12 protein-coding genes and 1 tRNA gene are annotated in these 16031 nt (G+C 66.3%); 3 read left to right on the top strand and 10 right to left on the bottom strand.

Going from position 1 to position 16031, the window contains the following annotated elements; translation table 11 throughout:
- Positions 1-6: 6 nt before the first annotated feature.
- The 5 genes from V5F75_RS15460 to V5F75_RS15440 form a co-directional block, all read right to left on the bottom strand.
- Positions 7-1146: a polysaccharide biosynthesis/export family protein gene (locus V5F75_RS15460; RefSeq protein WP_394033678.1), complete on the bottom strand. Its 1140-nt coding sequence runs from the start codon at positions 1144-1146 to the stop codon at positions 7-9.
- Positions 1147-1347: 201 nt separating this feature from the next.
- Positions 1348-2451, bottom strand: coding sequence for a glycosyltransferase family 61 protein (locus tag V5F75_RS15455; protein WP_394033677.1), 1104 nt, complete (start codon positions 2449-2451; stop codon positions 1348-1350).
- 22 nt (positions 2452-2473) lie between these two features.
- Positions 2474-3283: an ABC transporter permease gene (locus V5F75_RS15450; RefSeq protein ID WP_394033676.1), complete on the bottom strand. Its 810-nt coding sequence runs from the start codon at positions 3281-3283 to the stop codon at positions 2474-2476.
- Between the two features lies 1 nt (position 3284).
- Complete coding sequence (locus tag V5F75_RS15445) at positions 3285-3941, bottom strand: ABC transporter ATP-binding protein (RefSeq protein ID WP_394033675.1); 657 nt, start codon at positions 3939-3941, stop codon at positions 3285-3287.
- A gap of 9 nt (positions 3942-3950) precedes the next feature.
- On the bottom strand, positions 3951-5225 hold the full coding sequence (locus V5F75_RS15440) for a KpsE/RkpR family capsule polysaccharide export protein (RefSeq protein WP_394033674.1): 1275 nt from the start codon (positions 5223-5225) through the stop codon (positions 3951-3953).
- Between the two features lie 240 nt (positions 5226-5465).
- Between V5F75_RS15440 and V5F75_RS15435 the strand changes: the two genes are divergently transcribed.
- On the top strand, positions 5466-7145 hold the full coding sequence (locus V5F75_RS15435; RefSeq protein WP_394033673.1) for a methyl-accepting chemotaxis protein: 1680 nt from the start codon (positions 5466-5468) through the stop codon (positions 7143-7145).
- Positions 7146-7193: 48 nt separating this feature from the next.
- On the opposite strand, the gene V5F75_RS15430 is transcribed toward V5F75_RS15435, so the two are convergent.
- Genes V5F75_RS15430 through V5F75_RS15420 form a run of 3 tightly spaced genes read right to left on the bottom strand, consistent with a single transcriptional unit; the run spans position 7194 to position 10679 of the window.
- Positions 7194-7694 carry a peptide deformylase gene (locus tag V5F75_RS15430; protein WP_394033672.1) on the bottom strand — a complete coding sequence of 167 codons (501 nt, stop codon included), beginning with the start codon at positions 7692-7694 and terminating at the stop codon, positions 7194-7196.
- 56 nt (positions 7695-7750) lie between these two features.
- Positions 7751-9286 (bottom strand): malonate--CoA ligase, encoded by a 1536-nt coding sequence (locus V5F75_RS15425; protein WP_394033671.1) that lies wholly within the window; start codon positions 9284-9286, stop codon positions 7751-7753.
- A gap of 22 nt (positions 9287-9308) precedes the next feature.
- A complete protein-coding gene (locus tag V5F75_RS15420) occupies positions 9309-10679 on the bottom strand; it encodes a malonyl-CoA decarboxylase (RefSeq protein ID WP_394033670.1) in 1371 nt (456 codons plus the stop codon).
- Positions 10680-10865: 186 nt separating this feature from the next.
- On the opposite strand from V5F75_RS15420, the gene V5F75_RS15415 reads away from it, so the two are divergent.
- The gene (locus V5F75_RS15415) at positions 10866-12497 is read left to right on the top strand and encodes a GMC family oxidoreductase (RefSeq protein WP_394033669.1); all 1632 of its coding nucleotides are present in this window, start codon (positions 10866-10868) and stop codon (positions 12495-12497) included.
- 261 nt (positions 12498-12758) lie between these two features.
- Positions 12759-12835 (top strand) — tRNA-Arg (locus tag V5F75_RS15410).
- A gap of 596 nt (positions 12836-13431) precedes the next feature.
- Here V5F75_RS15410 and V5F75_RS15405 read toward each other — a convergent pair.
- Both V5F75_RS15405 and V5F75_RS15400 read right to left on the bottom strand, forming a co-directional pair.
- The gene (locus V5F75_RS15405; protein ID WP_394033668.1) at positions 13432-14511 is read right to left on the bottom strand and encodes a hypothetical protein; all 1080 of its coding nucleotides are present in this window, start codon (positions 14509-14511) and stop codon (positions 13432-13434) included.
- Positions 14512-14569: 58 nt separating this feature from the next.
- On the bottom strand, positions 14570-15820 hold the full coding sequence (locus V5F75_RS15400; protein WP_394033667.1) for a DUF5677 domain-containing protein: 1251 nt from the start codon (positions 15818-15820) through the stop codon (positions 14570-14572).
- Positions 15821-16031: the final 211 nt, after the last annotated feature.

Raw genomic sequence — 16031 nt, 5'->3', positions numbered from 1 at the left:
CTCCGGCTACTGCGTCACCGCGACGGTGCTGATCACCGGCTGCGCCACGGTGCTGAACAGGGAGGTGACTTTCTGGAGGTCCGCCAGCGGGGCGTTGGCGATGTAGATGGCATCCTTGTTGCGCACCTGGAAGCCGCGGGCCAGGAACAGGGCGTTGGGATCGCGCATGTTCCAGTGGTAGATCACGCGGACGTAGCCGTTGATCTCGAGCGGCTTCGCCTGCGGGTCGAGCTTGGCCGCGAAGCGCACGGGCTCGAAGCGCATCAGATAGATGCCGGAGGGGTCGGCGCGCGAATCGACGAGGCCGCCCACGCGGGCGATGGCCTCCTCGAGCGTGATGCCCACCGCATCGAATTGCACCACCGTCGGCGTGCCGGCCGCGCCGAACACGGTGAAGGTCTGCGGATCGCGGATGACGACGATTTTGTCCCGCGGGCGGACATAGACGTCCTCCTTGGGATTGTTCAGCAGCGTCTGCATCGGCACCGTCACGGTGGTGTCGCCGCGGCTGAGCCGCACGAACACCTCGTGCGCGGGAACCTTGATGCCGCCGGCGGTGGCGATCACGTCCAGCACCCGGTCGCCCCGCGGGGAGAGGGGAACCATCGCGCCCGCGGTCGCCTCGCCCAGCACGGTGGCGGCGTTGCTGATGCTTTTCGACACCACCACCACCGCCTGCGGCTCGATGGCCTTGCCGGTGAGGCGCTCGACCACCGCCGCCTCGATCTGCGCGGTGGTCTTGCCGGCGACCGGGATGCGCCCGGCATAGGGCACGGTGATGGAGCCGTCCTGCGCCACCTGCTGCTCGGGGATGGTGGCGCTGCGCGAGCCGGTGCCGAGCCGGTCGATCACCGGGCCGGAGAACAGGCCGCCGGCCGCCGCCTCCCAGATGGTCACGGAGAGGGTGTCGCCCACGCCCACCACGTAGCGGCCGGGCGGGCGATAGTCGCCGAAGCGGGCGCCGAACGTGGCGGGACGCTCCTGCGCCAGGATGTGCAGGGTGCGGTCGTCCACGCCCACGAGCACGAAGCGCTGGTCGTCGTCCGGCTGGGGGGTCTCCAGGTCGACGCGGGAAGGTCCGGACGCAGGCAGGGCCGTGCACCCGGGAAGGCTTCCCAGAACAAGGGCGAATGCCAGGAAACGCACGCTGGTCCGCATGAAGTTTGAAGTTCCCGCCCAGTGCCACGGAGTCTCGGCTCTTATACAAGCCGCTCTCCCTCAAGGCGACCTAGCTTGGCAATATTTAAGGTGGCGTTGCAGCAGGGCCACAAAGACAGTGATCTGCGAAATATATACTATAAGTAGTTATATGTATTAAATACACCCTGTGCGTGTTGTTGGGCTCGTTCAGGCCCCGGCATGGGCCAGCGCCTGAACCACGGCATTGATATCGACCCGCCACGGGGCATGCGGCCCGTCGTGCCCGGCCTCGCGCGCTCCGAACAGGATGGTGTGGCGCTTGGCGGTCGAGCGCAGCAGGTTGTGGTGGGCGTAGAGCCAGTCGGTTCCCGCCTCCAGGTCGAGCACAAACTCCGCCGCGCCGGCGAACACGGTGGAGAACAGGCCCGAGCCGCCGGGGCATACGATGACCCGTGCATCGCGCATGAGCGCGATCTGGTCGTTGAAGGGGAGCTTTTCCGGCTGAACGATGTGGAATCCCAGTCCGCTCAGCCGCTCCTCCAGCGCACCCTCGTTCAGCAGCGGGCGGATGGCCTGGCCGCGCCGCGAGAGATAGATCTTCTCCCGGCCGGACCCGCCCTTCCTGAGGTCGGCCGCGCGCTCGTAGAAGGCCTTCGCGCCGGCATCGAAATAGACGTCGACATTGCGCAGGCTGGGCACCAGCGCCTCCCGGAGCCGGCAGGGGCGGGGGATGGGGTGGCCGATGAACCGGACCCGACCGTCGAAGACCTGATCGGCGAGGGCGTTCATCCACGGGGCGTAATTGTAGACGAGGACCGGATAATCGCCATACGGGCTGTCGATGAGCTTCGGGAGGATGCGGTAGAGCCAGGAGCCAAAATTCGACGGCTCGTCGGACCCGGCGAAGATGACAGGCTCGTCGATCTCGACGACATCGTCGCCCAGCATCACCTCCACGCCGTCGTCCGCGGCGCGGATGATGCAATCCTCGTTCTGCGCGCCTGTCAGCTTGTCGAGGATCTTGGCCGTGTGGAACGGCTCGACCTCGCTCTCGTCGAGCAGGAGGCGCCGATCCTGCGTGAGGAGGGCGCGGAAGCCGACCACATGGAGGTTCCGCTCGTGCACGAGCCGGAAGTGGCCGGCCTGGCGCACGCGCGGGATGGGACCTTGCAGGACATCGAGCCCGGGCGGGACGACGACCCCCTCGTCGGCGAGATAGGCCGGGTAGGCAAGCTCAAGGGGCGCGCGCAGGCAGTCCCGCTCCATGGTGCGCGTCATGGATACGGCGATCATCCGCCCTTCGCGGGTCATGCGGTCTTCCCTTGGATGTGAGTTAAGTGACCTTCCTGACCACCTGCAGGATGACGGACGAGATGAAAAGAAGGCCCAGGATGGCGATGGCCGGATAAGCAGCAGAGTAGAACGAGCTCTGATATTCCGAATAGAACCCCATCCGCGTGCCGTCGACGATCTGGCAGAGGGGGAAGTATTTGAGGACGTCGATGAGCTTCTCGGGCAGCAGGTCTGGAAGGTAGATGATGCCGGAGGTAACCCAGAACAGCGGGCCCAGCAGGCTGCCGATGAGGATGAGCGCGGGTGCGAGGGCCCCGGCGATGCCGAAGAACAAGCCGCTCGATATGCCGAGAAGCCATGCCTCGATCAGGCCATAGACGAAGCGCGGCGGATCGTCGGGATTGATGTCGTAGCCGATCAGCGCGAGGGTGGTCAGCACGATCACCACCACCAGCGTGGCGCTGGACACCTCCAGGATGATGCGCGCCGAGAACAGATCGAACAGGTCCACGCCGGGGAAGTAGAGCAGCGGCCGGTTCTGCGCCAGCGTGGTCATGATCTGCCGGTGGGTGTAGAGCCAGACGATGAACGGCAGGATGCCCGTCATGGCGAACAGCGGAATGCTCGGGCCCACCGGAGCCGAGCGTCCGAGCACCGACATCACCGTCATGGCGATGGTGAGGTGCCCGAGCGGCATGATGAGGCCCAGCAGGAAGCCGAGGTAGCCGGCGCCGAACCGCGTCTGCAGATCGCGCATGATGACCGCGCCCACCGCGCGCGCGTGCATGGCCGAGGCGGTGCGCCAGCTTTCGCCGGCGAAGCGCGTGGGGCGGGCGGGAGCCTCGCTCATCTCAGGCCTCCATCGCCTGGCGGTGCACCTCGATGGCGTCGTTCACATCCTCGAACACCATCAGGCGGCCCTTCTGCAGCACCATGCCGGCGCTGCAATAGTCCTTGATGGTGCCGGTGGAGTGGGAAGCCATGATCATGCCCGCCCGCGCCCGCCGCTCCGCGAAGGCGCGGGCGCACTTCATCTGGAAGCGGGCATCGCCCACGGCGGTGATCTCGTCCACGAGGTAGAAATCGAATTCGATGGCCATGGACACGGCGAAGGCGAGGCGGGAGGTCATGCCCGAGGAATAGGTCTTCACGGGCATGTCGAGGTCGCGCCCGAGCTCGGAGAAATCCTCCACGAACTCGGCCACCGCCGCGATGTCTGCGTCATAGACGCGGGCCAGGAAGCGGATGTTCTCTCGCCCCGTCATGGCCGGGTGGAAGCCGCCCGCGAAGCCGAGCGGCCAGGAGAGGCGGACCGAGCGGTAGACGCGGCCGGAGGTCGGCGCCTCGGTGCCGGCAATGAGCTTCAGGAAGGTGGACTTGCCCGCCCCGTTCTGCCCCAGCAGGCCATAGCTGAGGCGCGGGTTGAGCGTGACCGAGACGTCACGCAGCACCACCTTGCGCCGGAGGTGGGTCCAATAGGTCTTGGTGAGGCGGTCTGTGACGATCACGCGCGGTCCTCACGCCTTCAGGTGCCGCAGCAGCTCGAACACCGAAACGACGACGAGCCAGACCAGGGAGAAGATCAGCGCCGCCGCCGCGGGCAGCCAGAAGCGATGCGGCCAGTCGGCCTCCTGCGCCGGCACCGGCTTCACGAAGGTGGCGAGGTACATGCCCTGCCGCTCCGCCACCACCCGCGCCTCCTCCAGCGCCGCGGCATCGGCGGTGTATTGCTTCTCGGCGATCTGACGCTCGAGGTCGAGCGTGTCGTAGCGCGTCATCACCGCGGAGAGGGTGTCCTTGTCCGCCCCGGCGGGGGCGGTGAGGCGGGCCTTGAGGGCGGCGATATTGTCGCGGATGGCCTGGCGGCGGGCTTCCAGCACCGCGAATTGCGGTGCGCCGGGGCTCAGGGTGCGCCGGGCGGTGCCGATCTCCTGGTCGATCAACGCGAGGTCGCTCTCGAGTTCGCCGATGAGCTTGCCGATGCCCTCGTTGGCGCGCACGGGGTCGATGACACCCACCTCGTTGCGCAGGTCGCGCACCGCGGCGCGGGCCTTGCGCAGGCGGTCCTCGGAGCGCGCAAGCTCGGCCTGGCTCTGGGCGATGGCATCCTCGCGGGTGCGCACGTTGAGCTTGTTCACCATGTCCTCGCTGAGGTTCACGATGGCCTGCGCGATCTTCAGCGAATCCTCCGGCGAGAAGGCCCAGACCTTCACCGTGATGATGCCGGAGGGGGATTCGATGGCGGTATCGATCTGGCTGCGCCACGCGCGCTCCAGCCGCTCGATGGACCGGTCGGGATTGAAGCGCGAGAACCAGTCGATGCCGCTCCTGGAGAACAGCTCGCGCAGCCCGATCTTCTCCTCCAGTGCCTCCACCACCGCGAGGCTCTTCAGGTAATCGGCGATGATGAGCGAATCCTGCACCTCCGCCATGCCCTTGAGCGAGGAGAGGCCGGACAGGTTGACGCCCGCATGCTCCGCCGATCGCACCGCGAAGCGCGCTTCAGAGACATATTGGCTCGACGCGAAAAGGCCGAAATAGATGACCGCGAGCAGCGTCGGCACGCCCACGATGGCGATGAAGCTCGCCATGAGCGGCAGCCGGAATTCGCTGATGGCGCGGACCTCGGCGCTCCAGAAGGCGCTGCTGGCGGGCTTGGCCGCCGCGCCGCGCATGCGGGCCTGCCGCGCCTGCCGGCGCAGCTCCTCGCGCACGCGCGCGTTCCGCTTCACGAGGTGATCGGCATCGCGCGGCGCCGGAACGGATTGCACCGATGCGACCGTCTGGTTCACCGCGCCGTCTCCTCCCGTTGCCGGGGCCGGATGGATTCAAGGGGGCCGATGAGGCTCTTGCGGCTCTTAGCATCCCGCGGACCGGCCGGTCCATCCCGCCCACGCGCGGCGCGCGGCGGGCTGCGACAAAATGAGTGGCCCTGACGATACTGGAGGTCAGCTCACGCCACGGTAAGTTGCGGCGCAAGCAGGCGAATGGCCCTTGAAGCGCGCCGCGCCTGCCAACGTGAGAGACAAGCCATGAGCGTGACGTCGATCAAGGCCAAAATCTTCCTCCTCATCGGCATGTTCATGCTCGGCCTGCTGGCGCTCAGCGCGATGTTCATGCTCGATCTGCGGGACAACATGATCGCCGAGCGCAAGCGCGCGGCACAGAACATCGTGGAAGCCGCGATCTCGCAGATCGATGGCTTCTACCAGGCGGCGCGCAGCGGCGTCATCACCGAGGAAGAGGCGCAGAAGCGCGCCGCCGAGATGATCCACCGCACGCGCTTCGACGGGTATAACTACCTCTTCGTGCACAATTTCGAGGGCGTGACCCTCTATCATGGCACGCGCGCCGACCTTGAGGGCAAGGACCGCATCAACGAGACGGATTCCTACGGCACCCGCCTGATCGAGAGCGAGGTGAACAATGCCAAGGCGGGCGGGGGCTTCACCAGCTTCTACTTTCCGAAGCCCGGACCGGACCGCACCCCGGTGCAGAAGATCTCCTACGAGGCGCCGTTCCGGCCCTGGAACTGGGTGGTCGTCACCGGCGTGTACGTGGATGACGTGAATGCCACCTTCTATGCGCAGCTGCGGCAGCTTGGCCTGGTGGTCCTGCTGGTGGTGGCGGCGCTGGGCGTGGTGGCCTACTTCTTCTCCCGCTCCATCATCCGGCCCTTGGAGGCGCTTGCCACGGAGGTGCGGGCCATCGGCGACGGGCATCTTGAAATGAGCATCGCCACGGCCGACCGCTCCGACGAGATCGGCGCCATCGGCCGGAGCGTGGTCTACATGCGCGACCGCCTGCGTGAGGGAGAGCGGCTGAAGCAGGAGCACGCCAAGCTGGAGAATTTCGACCGCGACGCCCACGCCCGCCGCGAGGCGCTCGCCGCCACCTTCGTCGAGCGGATGCAGCAGCTTGCCGCCGGCTTCGTGGGCTCCTCGGGCGAGGTGGCGGACGCGGCCGGCGGCCTTTCCGCCACGGCCGAGCAAACCTCCCAGCAGGCCCAGGCGGTCTCTGGTGCCGCTGGGGAAGCTTCCGCCAATGTGGAGACGGTGGCCGCCTCCTCGGAGGAGATGGCCGCCTCCATCCGCGAAATCAGCAGCCAGGTGGCGCATTCGGTGCAGATCGCCGACACGGCCTTCGCCGAGGCGCAGAGCTCCAACGCCCGCATCTCCGATCTCGCGACGGCAGCTTCCGCCATCGGCGACGTCATCGGCCTCATCCGCACCATCGCCGACCAGACCAACCTGCTGGCCCTCAACGCCACCATCGAGGCCGCGCGGGCCGGCGAGGCGGGCAGGGGGTTCGCCGTGGTGGCGGAAGAGGTGAAGCAGCTCGCGGGCCAGACCTCGAAAGCCACCGAGGAGATCGGCGCCAAGGTGTCGGAGATCCAGAGCGCAACCGAAAGCACTGTCCAGTCCATGGCCGGCATCGCGCGCGTCATCACCACCATCAAGGAGATCTCCTCGGCGATCTCCGGCGCGGTGGAGGAGCAGAGCGCGGCCACGGCGGAAATCGCCCACAACTGCCAGAAGGCCGCCGCCGGCACCCATCAGGTGATGCAGAACATCGCCGGCGTGGGGCAGGCGGCGGGCATGACGGGCGCCGCCTCCAGCCAGCTCATGACGCTGTCCGCCGGCCTCTCGCGCCAGGCCGGGGACCTGCGCAAGACGGTGGACACTTTCGTCGAGGAGTTCGCCGCCGCCTGAGGGGCGGCGGTCCCGCCCGCCGGCGCATCAGTGCCGGCGGGGCGCGGCTCAGGCTCCGCGCTGCTGCTTGCCGTAGCGGCGGATAAGGCGCTCCCGCTTCAGGCGCGAGAGGCGCTGAAGCCAGAAGATGCCGTCGAGCTGGTCGATCTCGTGTTGGTGGCAGATGGCGAGCAGCCCGTCAGCCTCCTCCTCCCGCGCCGCGCCGTCGAGGTCCTGGTAGGCGACGCGCACGCGCGCATGCCGCTCCACCTCCTCCGTGGCGCCGGGCATGGAAACGCTGCCCTCCTGGTGACGGATCGTCTCCGGCGAGGCCCACAGGAGCCTGGGATTGACGTAGGTGCGCACCCCGTCCTCCGCCGAAAGCTCCAGCACCACGACCCGCAGCGCGACGCCGATGTGCGGGGCGGTGATGCCGATGCCCGGCGCCGCGCGCATGGTGTCGAGAAGGTCCTCCGCGAGGCGCCGCAGCGCGTCGTCGAAGACTTGAACCTGTTCCGCCACGGCGCGCAGGCGCGGGTCGGGGAAGGGCACGATGGGCCGCACAGCCATGTGTTCGCTCCTGCGGGACGGGCGTCCGCCGCCCGCCGCCTCTGCGTCCGCGCGCCTCAGGCGGCGTGATAGATGTCGCGATAGGTCTCGCGCAGCACGTTCTTCTGCACCTTGCCCATTGTGTTGCGCGGCAGCTCCTCCACGAAGAACACCTTCTTCGGCTGCTTGAACTTCGCCAGCCGGTCCGCAAGGGCGGCGTGCACATCGTCTTCCGTGAGGCGGGCGTTCTTGTTCAGCACCACGACGGCGGTCACCCCCTCTCCGAAATCGGGGTGCGGCACGCCGATGACGGCGCTTTCCAGCACGCCGGCAATGGCGTCGATCTCGCCTTCCACCTCCTTGGGGTAGACGTTGAATCCTCCGGTGATGACGAGGTCCTTGCCGCGCCCGACGATGGAGACGTAGCCGTCCGCGTCGATGCGCCCGAGGTCGCCGGTGATGAAGAAGCCGTCGCGGAATTCCGCGCGGGTCTTCTCGGGCAGGCGCCAATAGCCCTTGAACACGTTCGGCCCCTTCACCTCGATCATGCCGATCTCGCCGGCGCCGAGCACCCGCCCGCTCTCGGGATCGGTGACGCGCACCGCGACGCCGGGCAGCGGCAGGCCCACCGTGCCGGCGATGCGCGCGCCGTCATAGGGGTTCGAGGTGTTCATGTTGGTCTCGGTCATGCCGTAGCGTTCGAGAATGGCGTGGCCGGTGCGCTCCTGGAAGGCGCGGTGGGTCTCCGCCAGCAGCGGCGCCGAGCCGGAAACGAACAGGCGCATGGTGCGGGCCGCCTCGCGGTCGAGGCCGGGTTGCTCCAGCAGGCGGGTGTAGAAGGTGGGCACCCCCATGAGGCAGGTGGCCTTCGGCATCACCGCCAGCACCTCGGCGGCATCGAACTTCGGCAGGAAGATCATGGATGCGCCCGAGAGCAGGATGACGTTCGAGGCCACGAACAGGCCGTGGGTGTGGAAGATGGGCAGCGCGTGGATCAGCACGTCGTCGCGCGTGAAGCGCCAGTAATCCTTCAGCACCAGCGCGTTGGAGAGAAGATTGTCATGGCTGAGCATGGCCCCCTTGGCCCGGCCCGTAGTGCCCGAGGTGTAGAGGATGGCGGCGAGGTCGTCCGGTCCGCGCGCCACGTCCGCGAACGCCTCCGGCAGCGCATGGGCGGCCTCGATGAGGGAGCCGGCGCCGTCGCTTCCGAGCGTCTCCACCGCCGGCACCTTCACCTTCCGCGCGAGCGCCTGCGCCTCGGAGAGAATCTCCGGCCGGCACACGAACAGGGACGGCTCGGCGTCGGAGAGGAAATATTCCACCTCCGCCAGCGTGTAGGCGGTGTTGAGCGGCAGGTAGACCGCCCCCGCCCGCACCGTCGCGAGATAGAGCACCAGGGCCGGCCAGGATTTTTCCACCTGCACCGCCACCCGGTCCCCCGGCTTCACGCCCCGCGCCACCAGCAGGTTGGCGAGCCGGCCGGAGAGGGCGAACGCGTCGCCATAGGTCTCCACCTGGCCGTCGGCATGGAGGGCGAGCGGCTTCTCCGGGGCGGGCACAGCGGCGCGGAAGGCCGCGAAGAGGGCGTTGGCGCTGGTCTGGCGCGGGTCCATGGGCGTTTCCCTTGTTGTCGTTTCAGCTCGCCGGCACCAGGGCGCGGGAGGCATGCTCGGCCCGCAGCATCTTCTTGACGGCGGCGCTCGCCACCACGTCGCCCTTGCCGAAGAAGGCCTCGTGGTTCTTCTCGATGTCGGTGAGCACGTAGCGATAATTCACCATCAGGCCCGCGGCCTGGCCGACGCCCTTGGCGGAAAGGTCGCCCATGGGGTTGATGCGCTCCAGCCGCGCGCCGTTGCCCAGGTGGAAGCGCGCCACCGGGTCCACCGGCCGCCCCTTGGCCGTTCGCGCCACCAGGAAATAATAGGCCGCCGCCGCCTTCAGCACGGGGGCGAGCGCATCCCGAGCCTCGTCCTTCTGTGGCCATTCGGCATCATCGAGCAGCTTCAGCGTCTCGATGTCCACCGCCGTGAGCACCGCCGAGGAGCCGCTCGTGCGCTCGGCCTCCAGCCACCGGCCGAAGGCGGGCACCGGCGAGAGGGTGACGAAAGTGGAGAGGTTCGGCAGCTCGCGCGAGATCTCCTCCACCACCTGCTTGATGAGGAAATTGCCGAACGACACGCCGCCGAGGCCCCGCTGGCAATTGGAGATGGAATAGAACACCGCCGTGGTGGCCTTGGCGGGGTCGAGATGCTCGCGCCGCTGGTCGAGGATGGGCGCGATGGCGCCGGGAATGTCCTTTTCCAGCGCCACTTCCACGAAGATGAGAGGCTCGTCCACCAGCGCCGGATGGAAGAAGGCGTAGCAGTGCCGGTCCGGGCTGTCGACGCGGGCGCGCAGGTCGTTCCAGTCGCGGATCTCGTGCACCGCCTCGTAGCGGATGATCTTCTCCAGCACGTTGGCGGGCGTGGACCAGTCGATGCGGCGCAGCACCAGGAACCCCCGATTGAACCAGGTCGAGAACAGGTGGCCGAAGTCTCGGTCCACCGCGGAAAGGTCGTTGCGGTGCACCAGCGCGTCCATCACGTGCTCGCGCATGCGCACCAGCGACAAGGTGGCCCCCGGCGCCATGTTGAAGCGGCGGAACAGCTCCAGCCGGCGCGGCTCGCTGGCGGCGTGCAGCTCGGCCGCGGCGGCGTCGGAGCCGGTGCGGCCGTAAGCCTCGATGGCGGTCTCAAGCCGGGCGCGGTCCACCCCAAAAGTCTGCGCCAGGGCCTCGAAGAAGGCGATGCGCTCGCCCGTCTTCATGCGGCCGTAGCGGCCGAGAATGTCGGTGGCGAGCGCGACGCCCGATGCTTCGCCCTTGCCCGAAAGCAGCTCCTCGCATCGCTCCACCAGGGTCGCCGCCTTGGTGGCGCCGCTCACCCGGCCGGAGCGCTCCAGCAGCGCGCGGCCACGCTCCGCGATGCTGCCGAGGAGGTCGCCGAAGAAGGAGGTGTTGGAACTCATGGCCTCTGGATCCCCCGTGCCGGTCCGAACGCGTCGCCCGCATGGGACAGGCGCCGCGCGCCGAAGGCAAGGGGGGAGGGCGCCTATTCCCCCAACACCGCCGCGGGCAGGGGAGGGACGGCTTGCCTTCCGGCCCCGATCCCCGCACTCTCCCCGGCAATAAAAATGATGTTGGGGAGGAAGACCATGGCGCACGCGGCCGACGTGTCGCAGCCGTACGATTATGTGATCGTGGGGGCGGGTTCCGCTGGCTGCGTTCTCGCCAATCGCCTCTCCGCCGATCCCGACGTGCGGGTCTGCGTCATCGAGGCGGGCGGGAAGGACGACTGGATCTGGTTCCACATTCCCGTCGGCTATCTCTTCGCCATCGGCAATCCCCGCGCCGACTGGTGCTTCAAGACCGAGCCGGAGCCGGGGCTCAACGGGCGGGCGCTCTCCTATCCGCGCGGCAAGGTCATCGGCGGCTCCTCGGCCATCAACGCCATGATCTACATGCGCGGCCAGGCGGGGGACTACGACCACTGGCGCCAGCTCGGCCTCGAAGGCTGGGGGTGGGATGATGTGCTACCCCTGTTCAGGCAGCATGAGGACCATTTCCTCGGCTCCGGCCGCTTCCATGGCGCCGGCGGGGAATGGCACGTGGAGTTTCCGCGTGTCACCTGGCCTCTGCTCGACGCCGTGCGCCGCGCCGCCGCCGAGGATGGCATTCCCCCCATCGACGACTTCAACACCGGCGACAATGCCGGCTCCTGCTATTTCCATGTGAACCAGAAGCGCGGGCTGCGCTGGAGCGCGGCGCGCGGCTTCCTGAAGCCAGCGCTCTCGCGGCCCAATCTCGATCTCGTCACCGCCGGCCATGTGGAGCGCGTGTGCCTCGAAGGCGGCCGCGCCACCGGCGTGGTGGCGCGCATGAAGGACGGAACCCGCCGCACCCTCGCTGCCCGGCGTGAGGTCGTGCTGGCCGCGGGCGCGATCGGCTCGCCCCAGCTCCTGATGCTGTCCGGCATCGGGCCGGCGGACCATCTGTCGGAGCTTGGCATCGCGGTGGCGCACCACCTGCCCGGCGTGGGCGCCAACCTGCAGGACCACCTGCAACTGCGCACCGTGTTCAAGGTCTCGGGCGCGGGCACGCTGAACGAGCGCTACCATTCCCTTCTCGGCCGCATCGGCATGGGGCTCGATTTCGCCTTGCGGCGGCGCGGGCCGCTCACCATGGCGCCTTCGCAGCTCGGCCTGTTCACCCGCTCGTTTCCCGAGAAGGAGCGGGCGGACCTGGAATTCCACGTGCAGCCCCTCTCGCTCGACAGGTTCGGCGAGCCGCTGCACCGCTTTCCCGCCTTCACCATGAGCGTGTGCAATCTGCGCCCCACCTCGCGCGGCACGCTGCGGCTCAAGAGCCCGGACCCCGCCGCCGCGCCCGCCATCCGCCCCAACTACCTCGCGACGGAGGAGGACCAGCGCGTGGCGGCGCAGTCCATCCGCGTGGCGCGGCGCATCGCCCGCCGGCCCGCGCTCTCCGCCTTCGCCCCGCAGGAGCTGGTGCCGGGGCCTGCCGCCGCCGATGGCGATGAAGCCGCCCTGCGCCACGCCGCGGGAGATGTGGGCACCACCATCTTCCATCCCGTCGGCACGGCGAAGATGGGCCTGGGCTCCGACCCTTCGGCGGTGGTGGACGCCCGGCTGCGGGTGCTGGGCATTGCGGGCCTTCGGGTGGCGGATGCCTCGGTGATGCCGGCCATCACCTCGGGCAACACCAATTCCCCCACCATCATGATCGCGGAGAAGGCCGCTGCCATGATCCTGGAGGACGCGCGCTGAGGCATTCCCACACGCCTGTGCGAAACGTGCCGCATGCAGTTGCGGGATGCCGGTCCATGGATTATGAAGTCATCCGTCGATGCCCAGCATCGCGGCACCCGTAGCTCAGCTGGATAGAGCGCCGCCCTCCGAAGGCACGTGTCAAGCCGGCCGATGCGAAAAGTGTGAAGAAAAGAGTTTTTGAATTCAGTGGCTTGTGAGGGTTGGCTCCTGGAGCTTAACTTTCGCAGGAAATCCGAGTAAGCACTGCGTAAGCAGCAGGCACCCGTAGCTCAGCTGGATAGAGCGCCGCCCTCCGAAGGCGGAGGCCACACGTTCGAATCGTGTCGGGTGCACCATTTCAACTATAAGTTGTTGTGGCATTTGGGTGGCGGACGCCCGTTTTTATCCTTGCGCTGAAAGCTGATTCGCCGCCTTGGCAGGGTCGCACAGCGGCTCTCACTGCATACGAATCCCGTCTTCTCCAAAATTCGACAGCGTATGAGACGCGCGGCTTGGCGCCCCTGGCTCCCTCGGCCTCTGGTGTGCCACGAGGTCGGTAGCCCCCTATGCCTCGCTGCGGCGATCAGGCCTTCCTTTCCAAGCACCGGGACAGCTCCCGCCTTTCATCCTGCCGCCGAGCCCTCGCTTTCACTTCCCGCTCGTTGGCGACCGATCTGAGCATGCCCTGCGACGGATGCGTCGTACGATGGTGGCGCTATCTCACCGTTCTGACAGCAGCCGCAGCAGGCGCCGTATCTCCGCTTCCAACGGGACTTTGCTTCAGGGTTTATCGAGCCAAACGATCGGGCCGGGGTACCCCTGTTCGCAAAGGCAAAAGATGACCCGTTGCCGACCTCCACGATGTCCGCTTCCAGGAAATCCATACTCCGGTAGTCTTGCATCCGCTATCGTTGGCGTTGCTGGCGATGGTCAGAGGAGGCACTCTCGCGACCTACGTACCCTGCTCCTTATTCGACCGCTCCTCCAAAGCCGAGTCCAAGTTCACACAACACTGATATAGCTTACGAAGCTGATCGCGCCTTGCGTCGAACACACACTCGTGCGCCATGTCCAAATCGTGAAGGAGGGCCTGAAGGCGATCAAACCAGCGTCGAGCGCCTTTTTGCTCCTCTCCTCCATAGGCATCGAGAAACAGGTCTTCGAACGGCCCGAATCCGAGAACTGAGAAATAACGGGTGCCGATCTTACTCTCCTGCAGCATAAGGTCGCCTATAGCCGCCTGCCAATCGCGGTAGATATAGGCCTCCTTGATGCCGAAGACGACCGAAGCTTGGTCCGCCGTGGCCGCGACGAGATCATTCGGAATATCGGCACCTGAATGCTTTCGCATGATATCGGCGCATCGCTCGGCAAGCTCAACCTGGTCGGCAATCGACAAGTCGCGTGCGCCAAGGACTCCTTTTCGCGCCAAATAATCCGCTCGCTCTCCATCAATAAGATTGGCGACGTGATCCTTTACCTCGGAAGGAATGGAGCGAACGCGCCACAGCGTCAGCAATTCATCAAGCCGCTGCAGCTCAACATGGGTCCCATCCGCCAAGGCGCCTTCGAGTTCGGCGATCGATTGCATCTCGTTTGACGTAGCCGCTTGTTGCGGATCGAGATAGCTCCGCTCACGACGAATGGCGCGGATCCAGCCGAGCACGGCAGCGATCCGATAGAGCGTGCTTATACGCTTATATTCAAGGAACGGAATGCTCGGCGCGTCCGAGCGGAGGTAGCGAGCCTGCCTTTTTTCGACGATCTCGTGCAGCCGATATTTCAAACTCGTCACTGAATCTTTGAGTGGGTCGGCATAGAGGCGCACCAGATCGCGGCGGGCTTCTCTATCCGCCTCCCTCTTGTCGGCGAGCTCGTCCGCGCGCTTCTTGCGGGTGAGGTGGATTGCCATGACAATGTCGCGCACCACCAAACCGATCAAAACGCCGGCGAGTGCAATGACGGCCGCGACTACTGGAGGTGAGACAAACACCACACCGTCGGAAATTGAATTGCTGACCCCCGATTTCATGCCCCCTCCGTACCCTTAAGTAGCTGCTCTGTCGCCAGCGGTGGCGCAGCAATCTCGATCAGCGCTCTGGTCGCGGCCGCTTCACCCGGCGAGCGACCGCTGCCTCACGAATTTTCTTCTCGTCTCGCTCGATCGCACGCTCCGATTGCGCCAACGCCCGCGGGATACGCGCGTGGAGTTTGTTGAGCGCCGTCAGATGAGCGATCTTGTCGAGCGTCCAGGACGTCGGAAGCAGAAGCATGGTGATGTGCAAAAGGCTTAGCGCCAGATTCTGACCGGGCTCGACAAAACCTACATTGCTGGCACCTGCGATGGTTGCGAACCGGCGGTCGAGCGAGCCGAGCCGATGAGCAATGCCCTTTGTGCTTGCATGAACATTGTGACTCGCCATCTTGTAGTGCGAGCGCATCATCGCCCGGCCGGCGGCATCCTCGATGTTGCTGAAATTGGGTTTGGGGTTCCCGAGATGTGCAGCGACCCAGCCATAGTCGCCACCAAATTCCTTGCCGTAGCGGTGGATAGCGTCGGCATAGTCGCGCTCGATGCGCGCGGCCGCACGCTTCGCGAAGGGGGCATAGCCGAGTGGAGCGTGGCATTGCTGGTACTGCCCAAGACCTTTCTTCGCCTCGACGATCTCATGCGCGAGATACCGTTCCGCCAAAGCTTCGCCGCCGCTATTGAGTACCATCGCCACGCACGCGACCTCGTGAAGGGTTCGCCATCGTGCCATCGCGCCGTCGGCGTAGCCGTTCTCCATCAGCACCATGATCTCGGACGCGATCTGGATTGCGCGAACGTGGAGGTGGGAGAGCGCCTTGTTGAGATGCGCTCGGCGGTGCGAACGTGAGCGGCGCGCGCGACGGTGAAAATCCGCACCGATGTCGCGCGACAGCTCGATCAACATCCGCAGTGCATCGAAGCCCTTTCCCCAACGCGCCTGCAGATTGAAGCGAAACTGATCCATCTGGATATTCGTCGCATCCCGCCAGACGGCCCAATCGCGCTCGTATCGACGCAGCATCTGGCCCGCCGCCTCTTCAGCGACCGTGTGGATCAGGTCGGGCAGCGTCTCGCTGAAATTGTTCATAAACTCCTGCACGCGAGCTGCGTCAGCATCGGTGAACTGGAGTATGATCTCCCGTTCGGATTCGACTTCAAAAACATCCTCGTCGTCGGCATTTTCGCCAGCATCGGTTCCGAGCAGCCGATCGACAATAGCGCTGATCAGTTTCTCATCCTCGGCCTGCCCAACCGCCTTGAGTTTGTCGCGAACTACCTCGGCGGCGATGACACGCGGCAAGGCGGACAACTGTTCCTCAATCAAGGATTGCAAAGACCCCAACTGGCTCCCCCGATTCAGGCTAGTAAGGACGTAGCGGAACGAAAAGGAAACGGCAATCGACCGGGGATATCGCCACAACGCATTTCATCGCCGATCTGTTCGCTCGTTGGGCCGCAGAACTAGAGCGGTTGCCAAAGAGCGCCAAGATCGCCGCCGCCATGCGCTACGCCCTCGTGCG

It is taken from the genome of Xanthobacter albus (genome assembly GCF_043194895.2).
In the GTDB taxonomy this organism is placed as follows: Bacteria; Pseudomonadota; Alphaproteobacteria; order Rhizobiales; family Xanthobacteraceae; genus Xanthobacter.
Note: the sequence above shows the minus strand (reverse complement) of the source record. Positions and strands in the feature narration are given on the sequence as shown.